This is a genomic window from Streptomyces sp. NPDC046727 (assembly GCF_040645635.1).
Taxonomy (GTDB): Bacteria; Actinomycetota; Actinomycetes; order Streptomycetales; family Streptomycetaceae; genus Streptomyces.
Map to the genome: position 1 here is coordinate 87,867 of NZ_JBEYYR010000014.1, position 26,083 is coordinate 113,949.

General features: G+C 70.4%; 19 protein-coding genes and 1 pseudogene. 12 read left to right on the forward strand and 8 right to left on the reverse strand.

Translation table 11 applies throughout. From position 1 onward, the window contains the following. Positions 1-5 precede the first annotated feature (5 nt). The 6 genes from ABZ937_RS19470 (at position 6) to ABZ937_RS19495 (ending at position 9,978) form a co-directional block, all read left to right on the forward strand. Positions 6-1,334, forward strand: a complete 1,329-nt coding sequence (locus ABZ937_RS19470; RefSeq protein ID WP_361693354.1) for an MFS transporter — start codon at positions 6-8, stop codon at positions 1,332-1,334. A gap of 302 nt (positions 1,335-1,636) precedes the next feature. Continuing rightward, positions 1,637-2,578: an ABC transporter ATP-binding protein gene (locus tag ABZ937_RS19475; RefSeq protein WP_361693356.1), complete on the forward strand. Its 942-nt coding sequence runs from the start codon at positions 1,637-1,639 to the stop codon at positions 2,576-2,578. Further along, on the forward strand, positions 2,575-3,930 hold the full coding sequence (locus ABZ937_RS19480; protein WP_361693358.1) for an ABC transporter permease: 1,356 nt from the start codon (positions 2,575-2,577) through the stop codon (positions 3,928-3,930). The genes ABZ937_RS19475 and ABZ937_RS19480 overlap by 4 nt, the downstream gene beginning before the upstream one ends. 4 nt (positions 3,931-3,934) lie before the next feature. Further along, positions 3,935-6,682 carry an alkaline phosphatase family protein gene (locus ABZ937_RS19485; protein ID WP_361693360.1) on the forward strand — a complete coding sequence of 916 codons (2,748 nt, stop codon included), beginning with the start codon at positions 3,935-3,937 and terminating at the stop codon, positions 6,680-6,682. Positions 6,683-6,835: 153 nt separating this feature from the next. Further along, positions 6,836-7,579, forward strand: coding sequence for a beta-phosphoglucomutase family hydrolase (locus tag ABZ937_RS19490; protein WP_361693361.1), 744 nt, complete (start codon positions 6,836-6,838; stop codon positions 7,577-7,579). Continuing rightward, complete coding sequence (locus tag ABZ937_RS19495; RefSeq protein WP_361693363.1) at positions 7,576-9,978, forward strand: glycosyl hydrolase family 65 protein; 2,403 nt, start codon at positions 7,576-7,578, stop codon at positions 9,976-9,978. Before ABZ937_RS19490 ends, ABZ937_RS19495 begins: the two co-directional genes overlap by 4 nt. A 67-nt stretch (positions 9,979-10,045) precedes the next feature. On the opposite strand, the gene ABZ937_RS19500 is transcribed toward ABZ937_RS19495, so the two are convergent. The 3 genes and pseudogenes from ABZ937_RS19500 to rfbB all read right to left on the reverse strand — a co-directional run bounded on the left by ABZ937_RS19500 (position 10,046) and on the right by rfbB (position 14,129). Continuing rightward, a complete protein-coding gene (locus tag ABZ937_RS19500) occupies positions 10,046-11,851 on the reverse strand; it encodes a S8 family serine peptidase (RefSeq protein ID WP_361693365.1) in 1,806 nt (601 codons plus the stop codon). Positions 11,852-12,820: 969 nt separating this feature from the next. Next, positions 12,821-13,123 (reverse strand): annotated as a pseudogene (locus ABZ937_RS19505) (GNAT family protein); the annotation flags it as partial. A gap of 28 nt (positions 13,124-13,151) precedes the next feature. Beyond that, positions 13,152-14,129 (reverse strand): dTDP-glucose 4,6-dehydratase, encoded by a 978-nt coding sequence (gene rfbB / locus ABZ937_RS19510; protein WP_361693367.1) that lies wholly within the window; start codon positions 14,127-14,129, stop codon positions 13,152-13,154. A gap of 166 nt (positions 14,130-14,295) precedes the next feature. Here rfbB and ABZ937_RS19515 point away from each other — a divergent pair, with 166 nt between their 5' ends. Next, entirely contained in the window at positions 14,296-15,102 is an 807-nt protein-coding gene (locus tag ABZ937_RS19515; protein WP_361693369.1) for an antibiotic biosynthesis monooxygenase, read from the forward strand. Positions 15,103-15,146: 44 nt separating this feature from the next. Here ABZ937_RS19515 and ABZ937_RS19520 read toward each other — a convergent pair whose 3' ends face one another. The 3 genes from ABZ937_RS19520 to ABZ937_RS19530 all read right to left on the reverse strand — a co-directional run bounded on the left by ABZ937_RS19520 (position 15,147) and on the right by ABZ937_RS19530 (position 17,862). Continuing rightward, positions 15,147-15,950, reverse strand: a complete 804-nt coding sequence (locus tag ABZ937_RS19520) for an AfsR/SARP family transcriptional regulator (RefSeq protein ID WP_361693371.1) — start codon at positions 15,948-15,950, stop codon at positions 15,147-15,149. Between the two features lie 154 nt (positions 15,951-16,104). Continuing rightward, the gene (locus ABZ937_RS19525; protein WP_361693373.1) at positions 16,105-16,509 is read right to left on the reverse strand and encodes a hypothetical protein; all 405 of its coding nucleotides are present in this window, start codon (positions 16,507-16,509) and stop codon (positions 16,105-16,107) included. 27 nt (positions 16,510-16,536) lie between these two features. After that, positions 16,537-17,862, reverse strand: coding sequence for an NDP-hexose 2,3-dehydratase family protein (locus ABZ937_RS19530; protein ID WP_361693375.1), 1,326 nt, complete (start codon positions 17,860-17,862; stop codon positions 16,537-16,539). Between the two features lie 268 nt (positions 17,863-18,130). On the opposite strand from ABZ937_RS19530, the gene ABZ937_RS19535 reads away from it, so the two are divergent. Together ABZ937_RS19535 and ABZ937_RS19540 are read left to right on the forward strand one after the other, a co-directional pair. After that, the gene (locus ABZ937_RS19535; protein WP_361693377.1) at positions 18,131-18,379 is read left to right on the forward strand and encodes an acyl carrier protein; all 249 of its coding nucleotides are present in this window, start codon (positions 18,131-18,133) and stop codon (positions 18,377-18,379) included. Positions 18,380-18,412: 33 nt separating this feature from the next. After that, positions 18,413-19,192 carry an SDR family NAD(P)-dependent oxidoreductase gene (locus ABZ937_RS19540; RefSeq protein ID WP_361693379.1) on the forward strand — a complete coding sequence of 260 codons (780 nt, stop codon included), beginning with the start codon at positions 18,413-18,415 and terminating at the stop codon, positions 19,190-19,192. Positions 19,193-19,288: 96 nt separating this feature from the next. Here ABZ937_RS19540 and ABZ937_RS19545 read toward each other — a convergent pair whose 3' ends face one another. After that, complete coding sequence (locus tag ABZ937_RS19545; protein WP_361693381.1) at positions 19,289-20,506, reverse strand: cytochrome P450; 1,218 nt, start codon at positions 20,504-20,506, stop codon at positions 19,289-19,291. Positions 20,507-20,508: 2 nt separating this feature from the next. Beyond that, positions 20,509-21,153, reverse strand: coding sequence for a dTDP-4-dehydrorhamnose 3,5-epimerase (rfbC, locus tag ABZ937_RS19550; protein WP_361693383.1), 645 nt, complete (start codon positions 21,151-21,153; stop codon positions 20,509-20,511). An 88-nt stretch (positions 21,154-21,241) separates the two neighbouring features. On the opposite strand from rfbC, the gene ABZ937_RS19555 reads away from it, so the two are divergent. From ABZ937_RS19555 to ABZ937_RS19565, 3 genes are read left to right on the forward strand one after another with little or no spacing between them, the layout of a single operon-like run. Continuing rightward, on the forward strand, positions 21,242-22,399 hold the full coding sequence (locus ABZ937_RS19555; protein ID WP_361693385.1) for a nucleotide disphospho-sugar-binding domain-containing protein: 1,158 nt from the start codon (positions 21,242-21,244) through the stop codon (positions 22,397-22,399). Positions 22,400-22,412: 13 nt separating this feature from the next. Beyond that, positions 22,413-24,920, forward strand: a complete 2,508-nt coding sequence (gene uvrA, locus ABZ937_RS19560) for an excinuclease ABC subunit UvrA (RefSeq protein WP_361693387.1) — start codon at positions 22,413-22,415, stop codon at positions 24,918-24,920. A gap of 14 nt (positions 24,921-24,934) precedes the next feature. Further along, on the forward strand, positions 24,935-26,035 hold the full coding sequence (locus ABZ937_RS19565; RefSeq protein ID WP_361693389.1) for a Gfo/Idh/MocA family oxidoreductase: 1,101 nt from the start codon (positions 24,935-24,937) through the stop codon (positions 26,033-26,035). Positions 26,036-26,083: the final 48 nt, after the last annotated feature.

Genomic DNA, 26,083 nt, shown 5'->3' on the forward strand with positions numbered 1-26,083 from the left:
CAGCCATGTCCCTCCTCTCCTCCGGCCTGGGCCGATACGCCTCCTCCGGACTGTTCCTGCACGCCGACTTCCGCAGGTTCTGGGCGGCCGACGCGGCGAGCCAGACCGGCGCCGCCGTCACGCTCGTGGCACTTCCGCTCATCGCCATCGGCCCGCTGCACGCCACCCCCTTCGAGGCCGGTCTGCTCGTGGTGTTCGAGTACCTGGCCTTCCTTGTGATCGGGCTGCCCGCAGGGGCCTGGGTGGACCGGATGCGCCGCCGCCGTGTGATGGTGGTGGGCTCTGTGTGCCGTGCGGCCCTGCTGGGCTCGGTCCCGGTGGCGTACGGACTCGACGTCCTGACGCTTCCTCAGCTGTACGGGGTGGCCTTCGGCGTGTCCGTGTGCACGGTCTTCTTCGACGTGGCTCACCAGAGCTATCTGCCCCAACTCGTGGACGACGCAGAGCTGATGGAGGCCAACGTCAAGCTGGAGGCCAGCCGCAGCATCGTCCAGGTGGGCGGACCCGGCGCGGGCGGTGCGCTGGTCGGAGCCCTGTCAGCGCCCGTCGCGGTCGTCGTCGACGCCGTCGGGTTCGTGGGCTCGGCGCTCTTCCTGTCCCGCATCCGCCGGGCCGAGGCGAAGCCTCCGGTCCGTGCGGACGCGAGCCTGCGGGCCGAGATCGGCGAGGGGCTGCGCTTCGTCTTCGGCCACCCGCTGCTGCGGGCGCTCACGCTCACCGGGGCAATCTCCAACATGTGCGGCACGATCGGCGCGTCCATGCTGCTGGTGCTGCTCAACGGCCAGTTGGGGCTGTCCCCCTTCCTCTGCGGCCTGGTGTTCACCGCGGAGGCCGCGGGCGGTCTGCTCGGCAGTCTGCTCACGGTGCGGATCGCCGACCGGGTGGGTCGGGGTCGGGCGATGTGCGCGTCGGTGATCACGAGCGGGGTGCTGTGGATGCTGGCGCTGCCGATGTACCGGGCCGACTGGCGGTTCGCCGTCGCCGTCGTCCTCCAAGGTCTTGGGTGGATCTGCTTCATGACATTCAAGATCAACTCGGTGTCGATCAGGCAACAGGTGTGCCCGAAGCCGCTGCTCGGCCGCATGACGGCCACGAACCGTTTCGTGGTGTGGGGTTCGATGCCGGTCGGCGCGCTCATCGGGAGCGTGCTCGGGCAGAGCATCGGCGTCCGACAGGCCATGTGGGTCGGCGTACTGGGCGAACTCCTCGCCGTCCTGCCGGTGTTCCTCTCACCGCTGCGTACGCTGCGCGAGCTTCCCGGTTCGCCTGATCTTCCCAGTTCCGATGTGGAACCGGGAACAGGCCGTAACGGCGTCCTGGATGCCGCTCCGTGATCTACGCGACCGGCGGCGGCGCACGTCGCCTCGGCGACTCCTTCGGCATCAGGCGCGCGGTGAACCGCGGCGCGCGCCGGCGCGGACGATAGCGTTCCGTTCGGCCTGCCCGGAGTCGAGCTTCGGAGCCACCCGGGCTCGGTGCCTCCCCGAGGTGCCCAAGTCTGGCTCGATGCCTGCCCTTTTGTGCACCCGGACTTGCCGACGCCTTGACGATCCGTTCCCTGGACGTTCAACCGTCCGTCTGTGCCCGCGTCGTGTGCCGTCCCTAGGGTCCCTGAAGGTTTCGGAAGAAGGGACCCATGGACGCACTCCTCGCAGTCCGGGCTCGCGGGATCACCAAGTGTTTCGGGGACGTCGTCGCGCTCGACGGTGTCGATCTGGATGTGGCGCAGGGACAGATCCACGGTCTGGTCGGGCCGAACGGCGCCGGCAAGACGACACTGCTCGGGCTGCTGCTGGGCCTGGCCGTCGCCGACAGTGGCCGCCTCGAAATCCTGGGTACGCCGGTCCAGCGGGCGCTCACCGCTCCTGACGGCGTCGCCGGCTTCGTGGACGGGCCCGGTCTCTACCCCTCGCTCACCGCCCGGCAGAACCTCGCCGCGCTGGCCGCCCTCCGTGGCCGCGACGCGCGGACGGCGGGGGTCGACGAGGTGCTCGAACAGGTCGGGCTCACCGATGTCGCCGACGACCAGGCCCGTGGCTTCTCCCTCGGCATGCGTCAGCGGCTCGGGCTCGCCGCGGCCCTGCTCACCAAGCCCCGGCTGCTCGTACTGGACGAGCCGTCCAACGGCCTCGACGTGGCGGGCAAGAAGCACGTGCACGGTGTCCTCACCCGGCTCGCGGCGGACGGAACCAGCGTCGTGCTCTCCAGCCACCGCATGGACGACCTCCAGGCACTGTGCTCCGACGTCACCGTCGTCGCCACCGGACGGGTCGTCTTCTCCGGCCCGCTGAGCAAGCTGGCCGCCGAGAACCGTGAACTCGACTACCGGCTGCTCACCTCCGACCCGCAGGCCGCCCGCCGGCTGGCTGCCGACGCCGCCGGGATCCGGATCACCGACGGCACCGGGGCACGGCAGGACACGGAAGCGCTCGTCGTGCGCGCGCTGGTGCCCGCCCTGGACGAACTGGTGGTGCGCCTCGTGCACGCGGGCATCGCGCTGCGCGAGCTCGCCCCCGTGGTCTCGCCGCTCGAAGCCGCGTTCCTCGCCCTCACCGAGCCGCAGGAGACCGGCCGATGACCGCGACCGCCGCCGGCGACATCGTGGCCACCGCCCGCCCCGTCTCGGTTCCGCGCGCCTACCGCTTCGAGCTGGTCAAGCTGGTCTCGCAGTGGCGGATCCGCCTGCTGGTCCTCGCCTGCTGGATCGCGCCGGGGCTCTTCGTCGCCGCGGTGAGCCGGCAGAGCACACTGCCCGTCGACACCCTCTTCGGCCGCTGGATGCACGCCACCGGATGGGCCGGACCGCTGGTCATGCTCGGCTTCACGGGCACCTGGGCACTCCCGCTGCTGACCTCGCTGGTCGCCGGCGACGTGTTCGCCTCCGAGGACCGGCTCGGCACCTGGCGCCACCTGCTCGTCGTGGTCCGGTCGGCCAGACGGATCTTCGTGGCGAAGGCGCTGGCCAGCCTCACCGTCCTCCTGCTGCTCGTGGCCGGGCTGGCCTGCTCCAGTGTGGTCGGCGGTCTCCTGGCCGTAGGCAACCAGCCACTGGTCGGCCTCGACGGCCATCTGCTGACGCCGGGGGACGCGGCGGGCAAGGTCGTGCTCGCCTGGGTCTGCGTACTCGCACCGACGCTGGCCCTCGCCGCGATCGGACTGCTCGGCTCCGTCACACTGGGGCGTTCCCCGACGGGACTGCTGCTGCCCGCCGTCGTCGGGCTCGGCATGCAGCTCGCCCAGATGCTGCCGCTCCCCGCCGTCGTACGACTCTCCCTGCCCGGCTACGCCTTCATCGCCTGGAACGGCCTGTTCACCAGCCCGGCACAGCTCCGCCCGCTCCTCATCGGCATCGTGGTCAGCCTGGTGTGGACGGTGACGGCGACGGTGCCGGCCTACGCGCTCTTCGTGCGGCGCGACTTCACCGACGCCGGCTACGACGGATCCGGGCGCCGCGCGGTCACCGCCGGGGTCCTGCCGCTGGCGGGGGTGGTCGCGGTGACCGTCGCGATCGTCGCCGCGACGACCGGGGCCACGGGCTCCGGCATCGAACAGGACAAGGTGCAGCGCTCGCTCGCCACCGCGTTCGCCCACCTCTATCGCAGGCAGACGGAGCAGCTCCACCGCCCCGCCGTCACCGAAGCGCAGCTGAAGGCCACGGCGGCGTGCGACAAGGGCAGCATCAGGGTCGCCGCCGAGGGACCGGGCAACGACTGGCGCTGCGTCGTCTCCTGGCATCTCCCCGGCGTCGAGGCCGCCGGCACGGCCGTCTACCAGCTCGACGTCACCCCGGACGGGCGGTTCATGGCCGACGGCGACGGACCGAAGGAAGTGAACGGCTACTTCCTGGTCCGGACCTCGACCGGCGATGCACCGAACCCGCTCTGGCAGTTCGACGGCAACGTCGAGCTTCTCCGCACCTCGAAGGAGTGACTCCATGCAGGTAACCCGCCACCGCCGGAGTGCCGAGGGGGACGTCCTCGGCAGACGGACCGGTCGCCGAAGCACCCTCACGGCAGCCGCCACCGCGGTCGTCCTCGCCGTCACCGCCGGCATCGGGTACGCCCAGACACACCAGTTCGGCACCGATCAGGTGGGCGAGACCACCGACCAGGGCCAGGTCATCTCCAGCGACCAGTACATCGCCCCGTACGGCGACCGCCTCGTCATCGACAACGGCAAGATCATGTCGTCCTCCGTCAGCCCGGACGGCACCCACCTCGCGGCCTCGGTCACCGACGGCGGCAGCGCGCTGGCCATCGTCGACGTGCAGAACTGGAAGGTGCAGCAGGTCGTCGGCACCGCCGCGTCGTCGGTCCCGCGCATCGGCAGCAACAGCGTGGGACAGGAAGGCCCCACGTACTCGCCCGACGGAAAGCAGCTGTGGCTCGGCCAGACCGACGGCTACACCAGGTTCACGGTGAACCCGGACGGCACGGTCACCGATCCGGTGGCGGTCAAGATCCCGGCGGACGGGGCCAAGCACGCCCTGGTCGGCGAGGCGGTCTTCTCGTCCGACGGCTTCACCGTGTACTCCGCGGTCAACGGCCAGAACCGGGTGGTCGCCATCGACGCGGCGACCGGCGCCGTCAAGCAGAGCTGGGCCGTGGGCAACGCCCCGCGCGACATGGTCCAGGTCGGTGACAAGCTCTACGTCAGCAACGAGGGCGGCCGCCCGGCAAGGCCCGGCGACACCACCATGAACTCGTACGGCACCCAGGTGCCGGCCGACCCGAGGACCGGTGCCACCACCACCGGCACGGTCAGCGTCATCGACCTGGCGAACCCCGAGGCCGCCCCGTCCGGCATCGACGTCGGTCTGCACCCCACCGCCCTGTACGCCAAGGGCAAGGCGCTGTTCGTCACCAACACCGCCACCAACGACGTGTCGGTCATCGACACCGGCAAGGACGAGGTCGTACAGACCATCGACACCCGGCCGTGGCCGGAGGCGTCGGTGGGCTACGAGCCGAACGCGGTGACGCTCACCGACGACGGCCGCCTGCTGGTGACGCTCGGCCGCGCCAACGCGGTCGCCGTCTACCGGTACAAGAGCCCGCAGGAGCCGGTCGGTTACGTCGGCCTGCTCCCGACGGACTACTTCCCCGCCGAGATCACCACCGTCGGCAAGCAGGTGCTGGTCTCCAACACCCGTGGTATCGACGCCCGCCGGCCCACCACCAGCGCCGGGCACGGCACCCACGACACCACGTCCAGCGTGCAGCGCTTCACGCTCCCGGACGACAGCGTCATCAGGTCCCGGACGGCCAAGGTCTTCCAGCAGAACGGCTGGACCCCCGGCTCGGTCAAGCCGGCCAAGGGCGAGAGCCACGCCAAGCCGGTCCCGGTCCCGCGCCGGCTCGGCGACCCCTCGACGATCAAGCACGTCTTCCTGATCGTCAAGGAGAACCGGACCTACGACCAGGTCTTCGGCGACATCGCGAAGGGCGACGGCGACCCCTCGGTGACGCAGTTCGGCGAGAACGTGACGCCGAACCAGCACGCGCTGGCCGACCAGTTCGGGCTGTACGACAACACCTACGACATCGGCACCAACTCCGCCGAGGGTCACAACTGGCTGATGCAGGCCGACGACCCGGAGTACACCGAGTCCTCGGCCGGTGAGTACGCGCGCAGCTACGACACCGAGAACGACGCTCTCGGCCACCAGAGGTCCGGCTTCCTCTGGACCGGTGCGCAGGCGGCGGGCAAGACCGTGCGGGACTTCGGCGAGTTCCAGTCGATCGAGAGCAAGCCGGCCGGCGCGTCCTGGCAGAACCTGTACTGCGACGCCAAGAACATGGACGCGACCGGGCAGAGCACCGCCTACCCCATACAGACGGGCTCGGCGATCCCGTCGCTCAACGACGTGTCGGTGCCGGGCTTCCCGATGTTCGACACCAGTGTCCCGGACATCTACAAGTACGAGATCTGGAAGCAGGACTTCGAGAAGAACGGGCCGGCGAACCTGAACATGTTCTGGCTCTCCAACGACCACACCGGTGGTCCGGCGAGCCCGGCGGCCCAGGTCGCGGACAACGACCTCGCGGTCGGCAGGATGGTCGACGAGATCTCGCACAGCAGGTACTGGAAGGACTCGGCGATCTTCGTCGTCGAGGACGACTCCCAGGCCGGACTCGACCACGTCGACGGTCACCGTGCCCCGATCCAGATCATCAGCCCCTGGGCCCGGCACGGCACCGTCGACAGCCACTACTACTCGCAGATCACGATGATCCGCACCGTCGAGCAGATCCTCGGGATCCACCCGATGAACCAGAAGGACAGCGCGGCCAGCCCGATGGCCGGGGCGTTCACCAGGAAGCCGGACCACACGCCGTTCACGGCGCTGCCCAACCGGACCTCGCTGACCGATGGTCTGAAGACCCCGCCCTCCTGCGGTGTGGACACCCCCGCGCCGCAGGACCCCCAGGCGGCGGCAGTGCCGCCCTCGAAGGTGCCGTCGGCCATGCGGCAGCTCGCGGCCCGGTGGGAGGACTGGAAGTCCAGGCAGCGGCTGACCGGGCCCCACGCCGTGCCCGACTACGCGAACCCCGCGCAGCTGAACCACCTCACCTGGTACCAGACGCACAACTGGGCCGAGCCGTACCCCGGCGAGAACAGGATCTACGCGCCGGACGACGTACCGGGCGCCTACATCCCGTCGTCGGAGTCCGACGGCTGACGCGGGCTGATCTCCGCACGGGCCCCTGGCCGGCGTTTCCACTGGCTAGGGGCCCCTTTTGCCCACCGTGCGGATCCCCCTTACGGGTGTCTTCCGGCGTGCCGGACGGTGGCTTGACGAGGGCGGTCGCAGGTGCCTCCTAGCCTCGGCGGCATGCTGGGGCTTCCTGCTCATGTCCGTGCCTGTCTGTTCGACCTCGACGGCGTCCTGACCCAGACGGCGAAGGTGCACGCGGTCGCCTGGAAGGAGATGTTCGACGGCTATCTCCGCGAGCGCGCGACACGCGAAGGGACGGAGTTCGTGCCCTTCGACGCGGTGGACGACTACGACGAGTACGTGGACGGGCGGCCCCGTGAGGACGGCGTGCGCACCTTCCTCGCCGCACGCGGGGTGCACCTGCCCGAGGGAACGCCGGACGACCCGCCGGAGGCGGAGACGGTGAACGGACTGGGCAACCGCAAGAACAACCTGGTGCTGCGGCGGATCCGCGAGGACGGGGTGGAACCCTACGAGGGCTCGGTCCGCTTCGTCCACGCGGCGCGGGAGGCCGGCCTGCGCTGCGCGGTGGTGTCGTCCAGCGCGAACTGCCGGGACGTCCTGGCAGCGGCCGGCATCGAGGACCTGTTCGAGGAACGGATCGACGGAGTGGTGGCGCACGAGCGCCGACTGCGCGGCAAGCCCGCCCCGGACACCTACCTGGAGGCGGCGCGCGGGCTCGGAACGGAGCCGGACGAGGCCGCGGTGTTCGAAGACGCCCTGGCCGGCGTCGAGGCCGGGCGAGCGGGACGGTTCGGCGTGGTCGTGGGCGTCGACAGGGTGGGCCAGGCGGATCAGCTCCGGGCGCACGGGGCGGACATCGTCGTCCGTGACCTGGCCGAACTCCTGGAGTCACGGTGATCACCCATCCCAGCTTCACGGTCGAGCCGTGGTGCCTGCGCGAGACCGAGCTGAACCTGGACGTGCTCGCCCAGAGCGAATCGGTGTTCGCGCTGTCCAACGGGCACATCGGATGGCGCGGCAACCTCGACGAGGGCGAGCCCCACGGGCTGCCCGGCGCCTACCTCAACGGCGTCTACGAGCGGCATCCGCTGCCCTACGCGGAAGCGGGCTACGGATATCCCGAGTCCGGCCAGACGATGATCAACATCACCGACGGCAAGGTCATCCGGCTGCTGGTCGACGACCACCCGTGCGACCTGCGCTACGGCCACCTGGTGGCGCACGAGCGGGTGCTGGACTTCCAGTCCGGTGTGCTGAGCCGCACGGTGCGGTGGACGTCGCCCGGCGGTCGCACGGTCCGGATCGCCGCACAGCGGCTCGTGTCCTTCACCCAACGCGCGGTGGCCGCGATCGTGTACGAGGTGGAGGCGGTCGACGGACCGACCACGGTGGCCGTGCAGTCCGAACTGGTCGCCAACGAACAACTGCCCCGCCTCGGGGGTGACCCGCGGGTGGCGGCGGCGATCGAGTCCCCGCTGACCGCCGAGGAGCACTTCGCTCAGGACACCCGCCTGCGGCTCGTGCATCGCACCGCCCGCAGCGCACTGCGGGTGGCGGCAGCGGCCGACCACCTCGTCGAGGGGCCCGAGAGCACGCGTTGGACGGCGCAGAGCGAGCCCGACGTCAGCCGTCTGACGGTGACCGCGGACCTGGTGCCCGGGCAGCCGCTGCGGCTGGTCAAGTTCGTGGCCTACGGCTGGTCGGGGGAGCGCTCGCTGCCGGCCGTGCACGATCAGGTGGACGGCGCGGTGGCGGCGGCGGTCAGCACGGGCTGGGACGGGCTGGTCGCCGCGCAACGGGCGTACCTGGACCGCTTCTGGTCCGGTGCGGACGTCGAGGTCGAGGGGGACGCGCAGATCCAGCAGGCGGTGCGGTTCGCTCTCTTCCACGTGCTGCAGGCCGCGGCCCGTGGGGAGAACCGGGCCATCCCCGCGAAGGGCCTGACGGGTACCGGGTACGACGGGCACTCCTTCTGGGACACCGAGTCCTACGTGCTGCCGGTCCTGACGTTCACCTCGCCGGAGGCCGTCGCGTCGGCACTGAGATGGCGGCACGGGATGCTGCCGGCGGCCCGGGAACGCGCGGGTCAGCTCGGCCTGTCGGGAGCGGCGTTCCCCTGGCGGACGATCGACGGGACCGAGAGTTCCGCCTACTGGCCGGCCGGCACGGCCGCCTTCCACATCAACGCCGACATCGCCCAGGCCGTCGTCCGGTACGTCATGGTGACCGGGGACGACGACTTCGAGCGCCGTGAGGGACTCGACCTCCTCGTGGACACCGCCCGGCTGTGGCGCTCCCTCGGACACCACGACGCGGAAGGCGTCTTCCACATCGACGGGGTCACCGGACCCGACGAGTACAGCGCCATCGCCCGCGACAACCTGTACACCAACCTGCTGGCCCGGCAGAACCTGCTGGCCGCGGCGGCGGTGGCCGCACGTCATCCGGACCGGGCCGCCGAACTCGGGGTCGACGACGAGGAGACCGCGGTGTGGCGGGACGCCGCGGCCCGCATGGCGGTGCCGTACAACGAGTCCCTCGGCGTGCACGAGCAGTCGGCCGGGTTCACGAGTCTCCAGCGCTGGGACTTCGAGGCGACCCCGCCCGAGAACTACCCCCTGCTGCTGCACCACCCCTACTTCGACCTGTACCGCAAGCAGGTGGTGAAGCAGGCCGATCTGGTGCTGGCGATGATGGAGTGCCCGCACCTCTTCTCCGACGAGGAGAAGGCGCGCAATTTCGCCTACTACGACGCGCTCACGGTCCGCGACTCCTCCCTGTCGGCGTGCTGCCAGGCGGTGCTCGCCGCCGAGACCGGGCATCTGCGGCTGGCCTACGCCTACCTCGGCGAGGCCGCACTGATGGACCTGGACGATCTGGAGCACAACACCCGTGACGGGCTGCACATCGCCTCTCTCGCCGGTACGTGGATCGCCCTGGTCGCGGGATTCGGCGGGCTGCGCCGGTACACCGGCGAGGACGGACAGCCCGACCTGCTGGCGTTCGCACCGCGCCTGCCCGAAGCGCTGTCCCGGGTGGCGTTCACCGTGCTGGTACGCGGACGCAGGCTCAAGGTGGACATCGGCCCCTCCCACGCGCGTTACCGGCTCGTGGAAGGCGAACCGCTGGTCGTGCTGCACCACGGGGAACCGATGACCGTGACCACCGACGCCCCGGTGGACCGGCCGATGCCCCCCGCGCCCGCGCGCCCCGAGCCGCAGCAGCCGCCGGGCCGCCGTCCGGAGGGCCTGCCCGCCGGGGAGGAGCAGGCGGAGACGCAGGACCAGGTGCGCTGACCGGACACGACGACGGGCCGACCGGTACCCATCCGCACCGGTCGGCCCGCCTGCTCCCGATCTGCCGTCAGAAGGTCAGCGCCCAGCTGTTGAGCGTGCCTGTGTCCTGCGCGTACAGGTCCTGCACCCGCAGCTTCCAGGTGCCGTTCGCGGTCTCGCCGGAGGCGTCCACCGTGTACGTGGTCCTGACGTCGTCGGCGGAGTCCGAGCTGCTGGACGACTTCAGCCGGTAGACCGAACCGTCCGGCGCGACCAGGTCGATGACCAGGTCACCGCGGTAGGTGTGCGTGATGTCGACCGCCACCTTCAGGGTCGAGGGGGCGTTGCCCGTCAGCCCGCTGACGCCGATGGGGGACTCGATCGCCGAGCCCGCGTCGGGGATGGCGACGGACGGGGTGCTGGTGAAGGTGGTGCCCCCCGTCGAGCCGCCGGAGCCGCTCACCGCCTGCACCGTCTTGGCCGCGTCGGCCAGGCCCGCACCGCAGCCGCCCGAGCAACTGCCCGGCAGCGGACGGGCGTTGGCCTTGATGGCCGACTCGACCTGGGCCGGGGTCAGTGCGGGGTTGGCCGACTTCATCAGCGCGACGAGGCCCGCGATGTGCGGGGTGGCCATGCTGGTGCCCTGGTAGTAGGCGTACGACTCGGTCGACGGCGTCTTGGTGCCGGAGTTGAGCGTGGACAGGATGCCGTTCGCGGTGCCGGTGCTGGTCTGGCCGCCGGGCGCCGAGATGTCCACGAGGGAGCCGTAGTTGGAGTAGGAGGCCTTGGCGCCGGAGCGGTTGGTCGCGGCGACCGAGACGACGTTGTTGCAGTTGCCCGGGGAGTGGTTCGCCACGTTGTCGTTCTCGTTGCCCGCGGCCACGACGACCGTCGTGCCCCGGTTCACGGCCGCGTTGATGGCGGTCTGGGTGGCCGAGGTGCAGGCGCCGTCACCGCCGAGGCTCATGTTGATGACCTTGGCGACGTTGGCGTTGGCGGGCACACCGGAGACGGTGCCGCCGGACGCCCAGGTGATGGCGTCGATGATGTCGGAGTCGTAGCCGCCGCACTTGCCCAGCACGCGGAGCGGGGAGACCTTCGCGCCGTATGCGATACCGGCGACGCCCTTGCCGTTGTTGGTGACGGCGGCGATGGTGCCGGCGACGTGCGTGCCGTGCCACGAGGAGTTGCCGGCCGGGACGCCGGTGCCACAGTCGCCCGCGGCGTACCAGTCGCCCGGGTCGGCCGGGTTGCTGTCGCGGCCGTCGCCGTCGACGGAGACGGCGGTGTCGGAGATGAAGTCGTAGCCACCGACGATGTTCGCCGCCAGGTCGGAGTGCGCCACGTACCCGGTGTCGATGACGGCGACGGTGACGCCGGACCCGGTGGACACGTCCCAGGCGCCCGGCACGCGCATACCGGCGGTGTCCTCGGACAGGTCCCACTGCTTGCCGTACTCGGTGTCGTTCGGCGTGGCCATCGGCTTGTTGAGCCGGTCCGGTACGACGTAGGCGACCTGCGGGTCGGCCCGGTACTCGGCGACGACGTCCGCGACGTCGGCCGTGGTGGCGTTGTCGCCGAGGTCGACGAGGGCGGCGCCGGTGCCGAGGCGGCGCTGGAAGTCGACGTCCTCGCCGGCCTCCTTGCCCTTGGCGACGGCGTCGGCCTCGGCGGCCTTGTTGGAAGTGGCCTCGGTGGCGCCCGACTTGTAACCGACGATGAGGCGCTCGGCCGGGGTGCCGGGGGCGGCCTCGGCCTGGGCGGCGGGGACCGCGGCCTCGCCGGTGGCGCCGTCCTGAGCGGCGGCGACCGTGGTCGTGGCGGCCGTGAGCAGGGCCGCGGAGACCGCGGCGACGGATATCAGCTTCCGTCCGGTGGCGGGAACTGTACGCAAGGGTATGCCTTTCGCGACCGACTCCGGGCAGGCCGGAGCGGCGGTGGGGAGGCGCTTCGACGTCGAAGCGGAGGGGTGTGAAACCGAAAGCGGTGCAGATGGCCGACCGTGCGCGGGTGCGGACCCAGCCGGGGTTACCTGTGGGTCAGCTGTGCAGGAACGATAAGCAAAGCGACAGTCAAAGGGGTACAGGGAAAACCCTCGATCTGGCCGGAAGTCCACCCTTGATGCCTGGCGGTCGGAGCGGCCGGCTCGCTGGATCCGACGATGCGGGTCGGCAGGCAGCCGGCCGAGGTCCTGCGCGGGAGCGGCTTGGCACGCGCCGAGACGGCCGAGCGCGTCGTCGAAGTCCGGGAACCGGTCCTACGGTTCGGACCGACCGTCGCCGTCGACCACGTCGATCTGACGACCGCGAGAGCGAAGCCCTCGGCCTCGTGGGGGAGTCGGGCAGCGGAAAGACCACCCTCGCCCGAACCGTCGCGGGGTTCGCCCCCCGAGGGCGAGGGTGAGCTGCGCCTGCGGGCGAACCGCTCCCCGCGCGTGAGTCGACGCGACACCCGGGAGCCCTCATGCCCGCGACCACGAGCACCGCCGCCGAGGAGTTCGCCGACCTGGCGAACGTCCCCGTCATCCAGCGCCGTTGGGTGACCGTCGCCACCGGCGGCCACGTCGGCGGCGTCTTCTGGCACACGCGGAAGCCCAGGCGCCTGCGAGTTCCAGGCTCGGCTCAAGGCCCTGGCGCTCCGCAACCCCGGGAGGCCGGGCCCCGCCGTCGCCATCTCCCCCGACGGCGGGGAGAAGTACCTCGACACCATCTACAACGACGACTGGGTACGCGAGGCATTCGGGGAGCCGGTGCTCGCCTTGTGCGCGGAGATCGCCGTCGGCGGAACGCTCCCGCCGCAACTCGCCGAGGTGTCCGTCCAGGGGGAGTACGTCAACCCGTACGCGGTCGGCCGGGGCCGTGCGTCACCCGCGCGGCGGCTCACCCGCCGGGAGCTCGAAGACGAGTTCGAGGCCGTCCTCCTCGTCCCACTGCTCCCCGACCCGGGTGAAGCCGAACCCGCGAAGCGTCGCGAGCGACGCCTCGTTGTCGGGGCTGATCGTCGCCCGGACGGTACGCACCGCCGGTTCGGCGGCGGCCCGACGCAGCAGTTCGGTCAGCATGGCGCGGGCATAGCCCTGCCGCCGGAACTCGGGGGCCACGGAACAGCCGACCTCGACCATGCCCGCCTCGTCCGGCGAGCCGTGAAATCCCGCATGCCCGACGACGGTGAAGCTGGAGCTGTCATGGCGTCAACTATCCCACCAGGGAGTTCTTCAGCGGCTGCCACCAGGACGGGTTGTCCGCGTACCAGGCGACCGTCGCCGCCAGGCCCTCCTCGAAGGGGACCTCGGGGGCGTAGCCGAGCTCGGTGCGGATCTTGGAGTCGTCCAGGGCGTAGCGCAGGTCGTGGCCCTTGCGATCGGGCGCGCGGTCGACGAGGGACGGGTCGGCCTCGCACAGGCGGAGGAGCAGGTCGGTGATCTCCCGGTTGGTGCGCTCGGTGCCGCCGCCGATGTTGTAGACCTCGCCGGGACGGCCGCCCGTCAGCACCAGCTGTACGGCACGGCAGTGGTCGGAGACGTGCAGCCACTCGCGGACGTTGGAGCCGTCGCCGTAGAGCGGAACGGGGACGCCGTCGAGCAGGTTGGTGGTGAACAGGGGGATGAGTTTCTCGACGTGCTGGTGCGGGCCGTAGTTGTTGGAGCAGCGGGTGAGGGACACGTCGAGGCCGTGGGTGCGGGCGTAGGAGAGGGCGATCAGGTCGCTTGCCGCCTTCGACGCCGCGTAGGGCGAGTTGGGTGCGAGCGGCCACTCCTCCGTCCATCGGCCTTCCGCGATGGAGCCGTACACCTCGTCCGTGGACACGTGGACCACGCGGGACACACCGGCGGCGAGGCTCGCCTCCATGACGTTGTGTGTGCCGACGCAGTTGGTGCTCACGAAGTCGGCCGCGCGCACCAGGGAGCGGTCGACGTGCGATTCCGCGGCGAAGTGGACGACGGCGTCGTGCCCGGGGACGAGTTCGAGCAGCAGCTCCCGGTCGCAGATGTCGCCGTGGACGAAGTCCAGGCGCGGGTGCTCGGCGGGGAGGTTCGCCCGGTTGCCGGCGTAGGTGAGTTTGTCGAGGACGGTGATCTCAGTACGTTCGTGTCCGGCGTACTCACCGTTCAGCATCGCCCGCACATAGTGGGAACCGATGAAGCCGGCCGCGCCGGTGACCAGGATACGCATGCGGCCCACGGTCGCCCCGGCCCCTCGAGAACCCCTATACCCCCGATCGACACGAGGACGGTCCCCGGTCCGCCCGAGCCGGCCGTCGCGTTCGATCCGTGTTCAGTCCAGGTTCAAGACGTGTCGCCCAGTGTGGGGACATGATCCCAACGCCCAAGGAGCATCCATGACCGAGGCGCAGAAGGTCCCCGATGTGCGCAAGACGGTGACGGTGGACGTGCCCGCGGACCGGGCCTTCGCCATCTTCGCCGAGCGTCCGCTCGAATGGTTCCCCGAGAAGCACGTCTTCGTCGAGAACCGGGTGTCGCTCACCATCGAACCCTTCGAGGGCGGCCGCTACTACGAGGTCGGAGCCGACGGAACCGAGATCGCCTGGGGCACGGTGGTGGAGTGGAACCCCCCCAAGCGGATCGTGCTGACCTGGCGTGTCGGCCCCCACTGGCAGCCGATCTTCGACGACGAGAAGGCGAGCTTCATCGAGGTCGACTTCGAGGCGCTGGGCCCCGGGAGGACAACCGTGGCCCTCACGCACAGCGGTCTGCACCGGCACGGCGAGATCGCGCCCCTCATCCACGCGGCGCTCGACGGCCCGAGCCCCGGGGAGACGCTGGCCCGCTACGAGCAGGTCGTGGCCCGGGTCAGTGCGGCGGCGAGCGCGGCCCCCGCGGCCCCCGTGACGCTCGTGAACAAGTTCCAGGTGACAGGATCGACCGAGGAGTTCGAGGCGATCTTCGCCGCGACCTCGGCCTTCTTCGCGGCACAGCCGGGCTTCATCGAGCACACGCTGCACCGCCGGCTCGACGAGCCGACGGCGTACGTGAACATCGCACGCTGGACGGACAACGCCAGCCTGCGGGCGGCGGTCGCACAGCCGGAGTTCCAGCCGCACAGCGCGGCGCTGCGGGCGCTCGCCGTGTCGAGCCCGGAGCTGTTCGAGGCACGTCTGAGCGTGCGGGCCGCCGACGCCGAATGAGCAGCCGCGTGCGGGAACGGCGTGGTCGCCGTTCCCGCACCCGGTCATGTCGGCTGTGTGAACAGGACGGTCGGGGCGACGAAGTCGAGCGCGGGATCCGCGGACAGGATCGCGTGCTGCAACTGCTGCAGTCGCGCCGACGGCTCCAGCCCGAGTTCGTCGGCGAGCTCGGTCCGCACGCGCTGGTAGACCTCCAGTGCGCGCCAGCGCTGCCCCGAGCGGTAGAGGGCCACCATCAGCTTGGCGCAGAAGTTCTCGTGCAGCGGATTGCGGGCGACCAGCACCGCCAGCTCGCCGAGCAGCATGTGGTGCCTGCCCAGATGCAGTTCGGCGTCGATACGGGTCTCGAGCAGGCCCAGCCGGCTCTGCTCCAGACGCGTGGCCTCGATGCTGAGATGGACCCCCCGCAGTACGTCGACCAGGGCGTCCCCGGACCACAGGTCGAGCGCCTGCCGGGCCAGCCGGTACGCCTCCACGTGGTCGCCGTTCTCCGACGCCTGGTTGGCCTCGTCGACGAGCCCGTCGTAGAGCTGGGCGTCCACCATCACATCCTCGGGGCTGAACAGGTAGCCGTTGTAGCGGGTCAGCAGGACGTCCTTCGCCGAGCCCGACAGCACGACGTGGCCGATCAGTCTGCGCAGTTGCAGGATGTAGGTCTGCAAGGTCGTCAGTGCGCTCCGCGGTGGTTTCTCACCCCAGATCTCCTCGACCAGGGTGGACACCGACACGACCTCACCGGCCCGCAGCGCCAGCAGTGCGAGGACCTGGCGTGGTTTCGCCGCCGTCGGCGCGATGCACCGGCCCGCCCCCGTGGCCTCCATGGGCCCGAGCACGTTTATTTCCAGCAACTTATCCCCCTCTGTGTGACGCTTCTTTTCAGCCTCTGCGGTTCCCTTTGAAGAATGCACAAGCTCTTTGTGGCTCGGAACTGCCGCGATCACCAATAAGCGTGAGGTTCACAGGACCCGGGTATGGGATTTTCATACCCGGGACGAGAGCGGATCAGACGATCAGTACCTTGGTGCCCTCGGGGAGGGCGGGAGAGCCCACCATCCTGGCGGTGTGCCGCCAGCGGCGGCGGCCCAGTACGAGCCAGCCGGGCCGGCTCCTGCGGATCAGGCCGGCGACGGATCTGCCGGTGTCACTGTAGGCCGTGTGCAGGGTCCACCGCACAGCCGTGCCCTCCAGGCACGCCCCGATCTTGAGCAGGGACTCCAGTTCGAGATCCGTGGAGTCGAACGCGGCGGCCAGGGAGCAGTCGAGCAGCAGGGTCCAGGGCCGTCGTACGACCAGGACGACGACGAGATCGCCTCCGTGTTCCTCGGCCAGGCCGGCGGCGCAGCGCACGAGGCTGCCGTCCACCGTCCACATGACCGCGACGACGGGACGAGGGCGCCGCAGTGCCATCTTCCGCTCCTTTCCCCCGTGCCCTGCCTAGCCGAGGGAGTTCAGGCAGGCCACGAGGGTGCGTGCCTGCACATCGACGTATTGGCTGTGCCGGAGCAGAGCGGTGAGCTGGCCCACGGTCACCCAGGCGTGGTCCGGTGGCAGCGCGCCGGGTTCCGGTCCGTCCGCTTCCGCGATGACGTACCGGCTGACCGCGTTCAGGAACCGGCCGCCCTCCTCGGCATGGACCGCCTCGTAGCGGATCCGCGGGGAGCCCGGGGCGGGGATCAGGCCGAGGAACGGCGAGGTCTCCTCCTCCAGTTCGGAGGCGGACATGCACTGGACCGTCGGGCCCAGTTCGACGCCGTCCAGGAAGCCGCCCTCGGCCCTGGCGCGCACGAGCACATGGAGCACCCCGTCGAACTCCCGGACCAGGAAGGCCGACAGACCCGTGCCGACGGGCTCGATGAGGGGCTGGGACCAGCTGGCGACCTCCCGGTTGTCGGCCCGCACGTCGACGGCGACCACCCGGAAGCGACGGCCGTCGTCCCGGCTGATCTCCTTGTCGTCGCGGTGCCAGCCCGGCAGTGCGCCCAGCGGCAGCCGGCCGGCGTCGAGCCGGCATTCGGTGCGCTGCCCGGTGAACCAGCTCAACAGCTCGGTCATGGTCGACACCGCGCCGGCGCCGGGGTCGCGCGAGGCGGTCAGCGACCGGCCGAACCGGTCGTCGGCCCCGGCGCCGGGTCCCGCCAGGGGCAGGCACGACAGCACCGTGCGCGAGTCCATGTTGATCACGTTGTCCCTGGCCAGCAAGGCGTTGATCTGCCCGAGGGTCAGCCAGCAGAAGTCGTCGGTCAGCGGTACGACGTCGTCGGCGTCCGCTTCGACGAGCATGTTCCGGTTCCGTTTGCGGTAGAACCAGTCGCCGTGCTCGGACTGCAGCACGTCGGCCATCACCCGCGCCGGACGCTGCCCCGTGAAGTACTCCAGGTACTTGACCCGGGAACCCCGGTGGACCTGGGTGTAGTTGCTCCGGGTCGCCTGGACGGTCGGCGAGAGCATCAGCGGCACCGGGTTGCCCGGCTCCATCTTGGCCTGCATCAGGAAATGCAGGATCCCGTCGAACTCCTTGACGAGAATCCCGAGTATGCCGACCTCCGGTTGGTTGATGATCGGCTGGAACTGGTCGGCGGATCCGGGGGTGCTCAGACAGAGGCCCTCCACGGAGAAGAAGCGGCCGCTGTCGTGCACCAGGTTTCCGATGTCGTTCTCGAAGTGCCAGCCGCGCAGCCCGGCGAAAGGAATACGATCGACCGTGAAATCATGCGCAGCCGCCCGTTCGGCCAGCCACGCGTCGAACTCGTCCATGCGCATCTGAACGCCCACCGTCCGCTTGGCGGAATCGGCAAGTCGGCTGGGAAGATCGATGTCCTCCCGTGGCTTCAGACTTATCACACCCGACACACCCTCGCTGGCTGGGATTCGTTGGTCCGCTCACGCTGGACGGGGCCGCTTGAATTCCGCGGCAGTGCTACTGGAGCATTGCTCGGGAAGTCGGTTTTCCAGGCGTCCACGAGCGCGATCCGAGTCGTCCGGAAGAGATTCCCTGGGCACGGACAACCCTCCGACACGGGAGATGGACATGGCGGAACTGACGATCGACCGGCTCAAGGACATTCTGCGGATCAGCGCGGGCGAGGACGAGTCCGAGCAGCTCGCCGGCGAAATCGGCGAGACCACGTTCAGCGAACTCGGCTACGACTCGCTGGCCCTGCTGGAGACCGCGGCCCTGATCAAGCGGGAGTACGGGGTCGACATCACCGACGACATCGAGCACCTGAGCACGCCGCAAGCGCTGACGGACTTCGTGAACGCCAAGTTCGCCGCGTGAGGGGCCCGGACGGGAAGGGAGGGGACAACCCGGATGAGTGACAGGCGGGTGGCTTTCGTCACCGGAGCCAGCAGTGGCATCGGACTCGCGGTGACCCGGACCCTCGCGGAGCAGGGGATAGCGGTGTACGGGTGCGCCCGGGACGCCGACAAGCTGGCCGAGACGGTGGCGAAGCTCGTTTCGGAGGGGCTGGAGGTGGCCGGCGGGCCGTGCGACGTGACCTCCACCGACGATGTGCACACCGCCGTCGCGGCGGCCGTGGAGCGCTTCGGCCGGATCGACATTCTGGTCAACAACGCCGGCCGGGGCGGCGGCGGGGAGATCGCGAAGCTCGAGGAGCCGCTCTGGCTCGACGTGATCGACACCAACCTCAACGGTGTCTTCCGCGTGACCAGAGAGGTGCTGGCGTCCGGCCGGATGGGCGAGAACGGCTACGGGCGGATCGTCAGCATCGCCTCCACCGGAGGCAAGCAGGGGGTCATCTACGCGTCGCCCTACTCGGCGTCCAAGCACGGGGTGGTCGGCTTCACCAAGGCCGTCGGTCTCGAACTGGCGAAGACGGGCATCACCGTCAACGCGGTGTGTCCCGGATACGTCGAGACACCGATGGCCGAGCGGGTCCGGTCCGGGTACGCGGACTTCTGGGGCGTCTCCGAACAGGACGTCCTGGAGAAGTTCAACGCGAAGATACCGCTGGGCCGTTACTCGACCCCGGAGGAGGTCGCCGGCCTGGTCTCCTACCTGGTGACCGACACGGCGGCGTCCATCACGGCGCAGGCGATCAACGTCTGCGGCGGCCTGGGCAACTACTGAGCGCGCGCGCCGGCTCCGGCCGCCGCGCGCACTCGACAACCGAACAGCGCACAACAGAGGGAGGGAGTGCGGGGCACCCCCTCCCTCAAGCTGTGTTCACCACTTGACCGGCAGCGACCACACACCGTAGACGACGGAGCCCTCCTTGGTGCGGATGTCCTCGAAGGGCACCGCCAGCTGGAGGTTCGGGAAGCGCGCGAAGATCTTGGTGAGGGCGATCTCCAGCTCCACCCGGGCCAGGTCCGCGCCGATGCAGTAGTGCGCGCCGTGCCCGAAACCGAGGTGGCGCCGGTTGCCGCGGGACAGGATCAGTTCGTCCGGCCGCTCGAAGACGGTGGCGTCGCGGTTGGCGGGCAGGGACAGGCACAGGATGCCGTCGCCCTTCTTGATGGTCACGCCGTCGAGCTCGATGTCGTCCAGGGCGACCCGGGGGATGGCCAGGTCGCCGATGGTGATGTAGCGGACGAGTTCCTCGATGGCCGGGCCGATCAGCGCCGGGTCGGCCTTGAGCTGCTCCAGCTGGTCCGGGTTGCGCAGCAGGGCCATGGTGCACAGGGAGATCATGTTGGCGGTGGTCTCGTGCCCGCCGTTCATCAGCAGCCGGCACAGGTTGACCAGGTCACGCGTCGTGTACTCCTCGCCGGACTCCCGGTAGGCGACGATCGCCCGGCTGAGCAGGTCGTCGCCGGGCTCGCGCTCCTTGAGACCGACCAGCTTCTCCAGGTACCTGCCCACCTCCACCATCGCGGCCTGGCGCTGTTCGGGGCTGCTGTGGCCGCCGAGCAGGTTGGTGCCGTGCGCGGCGAAGAACTCGTGGTCCTCGTACGGCACTCCGAGCAGCTCGCAGATCATCGACATCGGTACCGGGAGCGAGACCAGCTCGTGCAGGTCGGCCGGCGAGCCCGCGGCCTCCAGGGCGTCGAGGCGGAGGTCCACGTTCTCGGCGATCTTCTCGCGCAGCTGCTGCACCCGGCGGTTGGTGAAGGTGACGGCGGCCTTGCGGCGGGTGGTGGTGTGCTCGGGAGCGTCGTACCCGATGAAGGAGGTCTCGGTGCGGAACTCCGGCGGGGCCTCGAAGTAGAAGGGAAAGTTCTCGTGCTTGCGCGAGGAACTGATCCGAGGGTCGGTCAGCAACTGGCGGATCAGGTGGTAGTCGGTGACCGCCCAGACCTCCAGGCCGGTGATGAGGCTGACTTTGGTCACCGACCCCTTCTCCATCATGGGCCCGTACTCCTGGGGCATGGAGAAGGGGCACTTGCGCTTGTAGGGAAAGGTCGATCGCTCGCTCGTGGATTCCGCGGCGTTCACCGACATGACTACTCCTTTTCTCCGGCGAATTCCGAGACGAATTCAGAGGGCAAAGCAGTGCGCTGCCGCGCGCTGTGCGCCAGGCAGTCCTCGTAGCGGGGCAGGATGCCGAGTTCGGCGGCCCGGGACAGGCCCGGTGCCCGGAGGTCCTTCTCCGCCACCACCGGTTCCTCCGTCAAGGGCCAGGGCAGTCCCAGATCCGGGTCGAACGGGTTGATCTCGAAGGGCGTGCCCGGGACGTACGGGGTGTCGAACACGTAGCTCACACAGGAATCGTCGGTCAGTGAGATGAAGCCGTGCGCCATTCCGTCGGGCAGGAACACGGCTGTACCCTTGCCGGGCTCCAGCAGATTGACGTCGTGCGAGCCGAAGGTCGGCGAGCCGACGCGCACGTCCAGCACGACGTCCAGCACGGCGCCGCGGACACAGGTGACGTACTTGGCCTGGCCCGGCGGCAGACTCACCCCGTGCATCCCGCGCAGCACGGCGCGGTGGTTGACGGAGAAGTTGGTCTGCACCGGCCGGAACACATGGCCGGTGACCCGGGTGAACTCCCCGTCCCGGAAGGACTCGAAGAACGCACCCCGCTCGTCGCTGTGGATTCGCGGCCGGATGCGGTAGGCGTCCCGCACGGCCATCTCCTCGATCTCCATGGCCCGCGAAGCTACGAGAGGCGGCTAGAGCGGCGCTGGTGGCGGCGGCTCAAGTGGGGCTCAAGTGGAGGCGGGTTGGGTGTTCACCATGAGGATTCTTGTGAGCACCGGCCCGAGCTACGGGCTCTACTGTCCCGTCGTACCGCTGGCCTGGGCACTGCGCGCGGCAGGTCACGAGGTGCTGGTCGCCGCACCGGAGACCCTTGCCCCCATGGCCAACGGATCCGGGCTGCCCTTCATCCCGACGTACGGGCCGATGCACATGCGCGAGGTCATGGCCCACGACCGGGAGGGAAACCCCATCGCCTTCGCGCGTGAAGAGCCCCAGATGCTGGAGCAGGCCGGCCGCGGCTTCGGCAGGCTCGCGGCGCGCACCCTGCCCGGCCTCCTCGATGTCACCGAGAAGTGGAAGCCCGACGTCATCCTCGCCGAGCCGCACACCTACGCGGCCGGCGTCGTCGCGCAGGTGAAGGGCATCCCCTGGATCGAGCACGGCGTCGGCCTCGGCTACTTCCGCGAGATGGACAAGTCGGGGGCCGACGAGCTGACGCCGGAGCTGGCCGAGCTGGGCCTGGGCGCCCTGCCCGAGCCTGACCTGGCGCTGGAGCCCTGCCCGGCCTCGCTGCTGCCCAGCGGCGGCGCCCGCGGCGTCCCGATGCGCTACGTCCAGTACGACCCCCCGGCCACCGTGCCGTCCTGGGTCTTCGACGAGCGCACGCGCCCCCGGCTGCTGCTCACGCTGGGCACGGTGGCCCCGGCGGCCGGCGGCGCCCGCGTGCTCAGGGACCTGGTCAACGCGCTGCCCGCACTCGGGGTGGAGCTGCTCGTCGCGGTCGCCGACGACGTCGTACCCGAGCTGGGCCCGCTGCCCGACGCGGTGCTGGCCGCCGGGTTCCTGCCGCTGGCCTCGGTGCTGCCCTCCTGTGACCTGGTGGTTCATCACTGCGGCGGCGGCTCCACCATGGCGGCGATCCTGGCGGGGCTGCCGCAGCTCCTGGTCCCGCAGCCGATCGTCGCCGAACAGTACGACAGCGCCCGCCGCGTCACCGCGTACGGCTCCGCCCGCCAGCTGGTGGAACAGCCGATCGATCCGGACGCCGTCGTGGAGAACTGCCGGGCCCTGCTCGAGGACGACTCGTACCGGGTCAAGGCCCAGGCGCTGCGCGCGGAGGTGGCCGCCATGCCGTCCCCGGCGGCCGTGGTGCCCCTCATCGAAGACCTCGCCGGCGCCAGGCCGGGACGGTAGGGAAGGAAGCCCGTTGAGCAACACGAACAGCCGCGCAGACCTGCTGCCGGAGACACTTCAGGTACGCGGCGCCCGCGAGCACAATCTGCGCGGGGTCGACGTGGACCTGCCGCACCGCAACCTCACGGTGTTCACCGGCGTCTCCGGATCGGGCAAGTCCTCCCTGGCCTTCGCGACCATCTATGCCGAGGGCCAGCGACGCCAGCTGCAGAGCATGTCGACCTTCGCCCGGCAGTTCATGCATCAGATGGACAAGCCGGACGTGGACCACATCGGCGGCCTGTGCTCGGCGGTCGCGGTCGACCAGCGCTCCTCGGCGTCCCGCAGCCCGCGCTCCACGGTGGGCACGGTCACCGAGGTGTACGACCTGCTGCGGGTGGTGTTCGCGCGGATCGGACACCCGCACTGCACCGTGTGCGGGACCGAGCTGAGCGAGGACGCCTGTCCGCAGGGCCACGACACCGCGCTGCCCGAGATGACCAACGGGGCCTTCTCCTTCAACCTCCCCTTCGGCCAGTGCACCGCCTGCCAGGGCGTCGGCACCCGTCTCGAGGTGGACCCCACGACCCTGGTCGCCGATCCGAGCCGCTCCCTGGTGGAGGGCGCGATCACGCCCTGGCGGCCCACGTTCACCGAACCGGAGCGGATGAAGGCCCGGGCGGTGGCGCAGCTGGAGGGCGAGGACGAGAACACGCCCTGGGAGGAACTCTCCGAGGAGCTGCGGCACAAGCTGCTGCACGGCACCGACATCAAGGTCCGGGCCAGGAAGTTCGACAAGCCCAATGACCCGGTCAAGGACGTGGTGTTCACCGGGGTGGTGCCCTGGCTCTACGAGCGGTACCGCAAGTCCGGCGGTGAGAACTTCGGCCAGCTGGAGAACTACATGCGGCCGGCCCCCTGCGGCGAGTGCGGCGGCGGCAGGCTCAACCCGGCGCAGCTCGCGGTCCGGGTGGCCGGGCGCGGCATCGCGGAGGTGACGGCGCTGCCGGTCTCCGTGTCGCTGCGCTTCTTCCAGGAGCTGGACGTGTCCGGGCGGGAGCGCGCCGCCGTGGGCCAGGCGCTGGAGGAGATCGTCCAGCGGCTCGGCCATCTGACGCGGATGGGGCTGGAGTACCTCACTCTGGACCGTCCGGCACGCACCCTGTCCGGTGGCGAGTCGCAGCGCATCCGGCTGGCCGGCCTGCTCGGCACCGACATGTTCGGCCTGCTGTACGTCCTGGACGAGCCGACCACCGGTCTGCACCCCAGGGACATCGAGAAGCTGGTGGCCACCCTGCAGGACCTGCGCGACCAGGGCAACACGGTGCTGATCGTCGAGCACGACCACCAGATGATCAAGGCCGCGGACTGGGTGGTGGAGCTCGGTCCCGCCGCCGGCGAGCACGGCGGCGAACTGCTGTTCAGCGGCCCGGTCGAGCAGTTGCTCGGCGACGTGAACTCGCCGACGGGCGGCTACACGAGCGGGACGCGCGGCATCGCGGTGCCCGAGAGCCGAAGGCCTCCGGCGCCCGATCGCCGGATCACCGTCTACGGCGCGAAGGAGAACAACCTCGCCGGGTTCGACGTCTCCTTCCCGCTCGGCACCTTCATCGCGGTCACCGGGGTGTCAGGGGCCGGCAAGTCCACGCTGGTGGACGACATCCTCTACCCGGCGGTGGAGGGCGCGCTGGGCGGGGACGCACCGGCGCCGGGCGCCCACACCCGGATCGAGGGCCTGCGCCTCATCGACCGTGTGATCAAGGTGGACCAGGCGCCGATCGGGCGTTCGGGCCGGTCGACCCCGGCGACGTACACCGGCGTCTTCGACAGCATCCGCAAGGTGTTCTGCCAGACCCCGGAGGCGAAGAAGCGCCGCTACAAGCCGGGCCGGTTCTCCTTCAACTCGGCGGGCGGGCGCTGCGAGACCTGCACCGGCGACGGCTCCATCAAGATCGAGATGCAGCTGCTGCCCGATGTCTTCCTGCACTGCGAGACCTGCAACGGCACCCGCTACAACGCGGAGACGCTGGAGATCCGTTACCGCGGCAAGAACATCGCCGAGGTGCTGGAGATGCCCATCGAGGAGGCGCTGGAGTTCTTCGCCGGGGAATCCGTGATCGAGGCCCCGCTGCGCGTGCTCGACGAGGTCGGCCTGGGCTACCTGCGCCTCGGTCAGTCCGCGACCACACTCTCCGGCGGCGAGGCCCAGCGCGTCAAGCTCGCCAACGAGCTGCAGCGCAGGGCGGGCGCGCACACCCTCTACCTGCTGGACGAGCCGACGACCGGCCTGCACTCCAGCGACATCGACCGGCTGCTGGCGGTGCTGCACAGCCTGGTGGACAAGGGTCACACCGTGCTCGCGGTCTCGCACAACCTCGACCTGATCAAGACGGCGGACTGGGTGGTGGACATCGGTCCGGAAGGCGGAGACGGCGGCGGCGCGCTGGTCGCCGCGGGCACCCCCGAGCAGGTGGCCGGGCAGCCGCACGGCCACACCGGGCGCTTCCTGCGCGACGTACTGGGGATGAGCGAGCGCCCGTGATGAAGGAGTCCCCCTTGGCGGGCTCGGAGCAGGTCCGAATCGGTGTCCTCGGGTGTGCGGACATCGCCCGCCGCCGGGTGCTGCCCGCTTTCGCGGCGGACCCCGGCAGCCGGGTGGTGGCCGTGGCCAGCCGGGACGGCACCCGAGCCCGCGAGGTGGCCGACCAGTACGGCTGTGCGGCCGTGACGGGCTACGAACGCCTGCTCGCCGACCCGGAGGTGGAGGCCGTCTATGTGCCGCTGCCGGTGGCCCTGCACGCCCAGTGGATCGAACGAGCGCTGCTGGCGGGCAAGCACGTCCTCGGCGAGAAGCCGCTGACCGGCGACGTCGACTCCACCCACCGGCTGTTCGAGCTGGCCGCCGCGCGCGGCCTGGTGCTCGCCGAGAACTTCATGTTTCCCCACCACCGCCTGCACCGGCGGATCCGGGACCTGCTCGCGGACGGCGCCATCGGTGCATTACGCAGCTTCACAGGGGAGTTCGCCATTCCCGCGCCGCCGCCGGGGGACATCCGCTACGACGCGGACCTGGGCGGCGGCGCCCTGCTGGACATCGCCGTCAATCCGCTGCTCGCCGCCCGCTCCTTCCTCGGCCCCGCACTCACCGTCTGCGGGGCGCGGCTGCGCCGGCACCCCGAGCACGGCGTGGACACCGGCGGCGCGGTCCTGCTGGCCACACCGGACGGGGTGACCGCGCAGGTGGTGTTCGGCATGGAGCACGCCTACCGGTCGGGGTACGAGCTGTGGGGGAGCGCGGGCCGGATCCGGGTCGAGCGCGCCTACGCGCCGCCCGCCGACCACCGCCCGGTGATCCGCCTGGAGCGGCCGGACGGCACCGAGGAACTGGTCCTGCACCCCGACGACCAGTACCTCGGGGCCGTACGCGCGTTCTCGCACGCCGTCCGGCACAGTCCGCGTGCCGAGCACGGTCTTCGCGAGCGGCACCAGGAGCGGGCCCTGGCTGTGGCCCGTCTGGTGGCCGAGGTTCGAGCGGCGGACGAGGCCGCTTCCAGCGCTGCACAGCACCCTGTTCCGAGCTGGGAGATCCGAGAGGGGCCTTATGAACTCCGCTGTCACCGACAAACTCCGCTGCGAGCGCGTCGCGAAATTCCGTGACGTCATACCGGGCGACGGCCCGGGCAGGCTCTCCTCTCCCGCCGGAGA

Coding starts and splice junctions, on each gene's coding strand:
- ABZ937_RS19470 (WP_361693354.1), top strand. CDS start 6: ATGTCCCTCCTCTCCTCCGGCCTGGGCCGATACGCCTCCTCCGGACTG.
- ABZ937_RS19475 (WP_361693356.1), top strand. CDS start 1,637: ATGGACGCACTCCTCGCAGTCCGGGCTCGCGGGATCACCAAGTGTTTC.
- ABZ937_RS19480 (WP_361693358.1), top strand. CDS start 2,575: ATGACCGCGACCGCCGCCGGCGACATCGTGGCCACCGCCCGCCCCGTC.
- ABZ937_RS19485 (WP_361693360.1), top strand. CDS start 3,935: ATGCAGGTAACCCGCCACCGCCGGAGTGCCGAGGGGGACGTCCTCGGC.
- ABZ937_RS19490 (WP_361693361.1), top strand. CDS start 6,836: ATGCTGGGGCTTCCTGCTCATGTCCGTGCCTGTCTGTTCGACCTCGAC.
- rfbB (WP_361693367.1), bottom strand. CDS start 14,129: ATGCGTATCCTGGTCACCGGCGCGGCCGGCTTCATCGGTTCCCACTAT.
- ABZ937_RS19515 (WP_361693369.1), top strand. CDS start 14,296: ATGACCGAGGCGCAGAAGGTCCCCGATGTGCGCAAGACGGTGACGGTG.
- ABZ937_RS19525 (WP_361693373.1), bottom strand. CDS start 16,509: ATGGCACTGCGGCGCCCTCGTCCCGTCGTCGCGGTCATGTGGACGGTG.
- ABZ937_RS19530 (WP_361693375.1), bottom strand. CDS start 17,862: ATGCGCATGGACGAGTTCGACGCGTGGCTGGCCGAACGGGCGGCTGCG.
- ABZ937_RS19535 (WP_361693377.1), top strand. CDS start 18,131: ATGGCGGAACTGACGATCGACCGGCTCAAGGACATTCTGCGGATCAGC.
- ABZ937_RS19540 (WP_361693379.1), top strand. CDS start 18,413: ATGAGTGACAGGCGGGTGGCTTTCGTCACCGGAGCCAGCAGTGGCATC.
- ABZ937_RS19545 (WP_361693381.1), bottom strand. CDS start 20,506: ATGTCGGTGAACGCCGCGGAATCCACGAGCGAGCGATCGACCTTTCCC.
- rfbC (WP_361693383.1), bottom strand. CDS start 21,153: ATGGAGATCGAGGAGATGGCCGTGCGGGACGCCTACCGCATCCGGCCG.
- ABZ937_RS19555 (WP_361693385.1), top strand. CDS start 21,242: ATGAGGATTCTTGTGAGCACCGGCCCGAGCTACGGGCTCTACTGTCCC.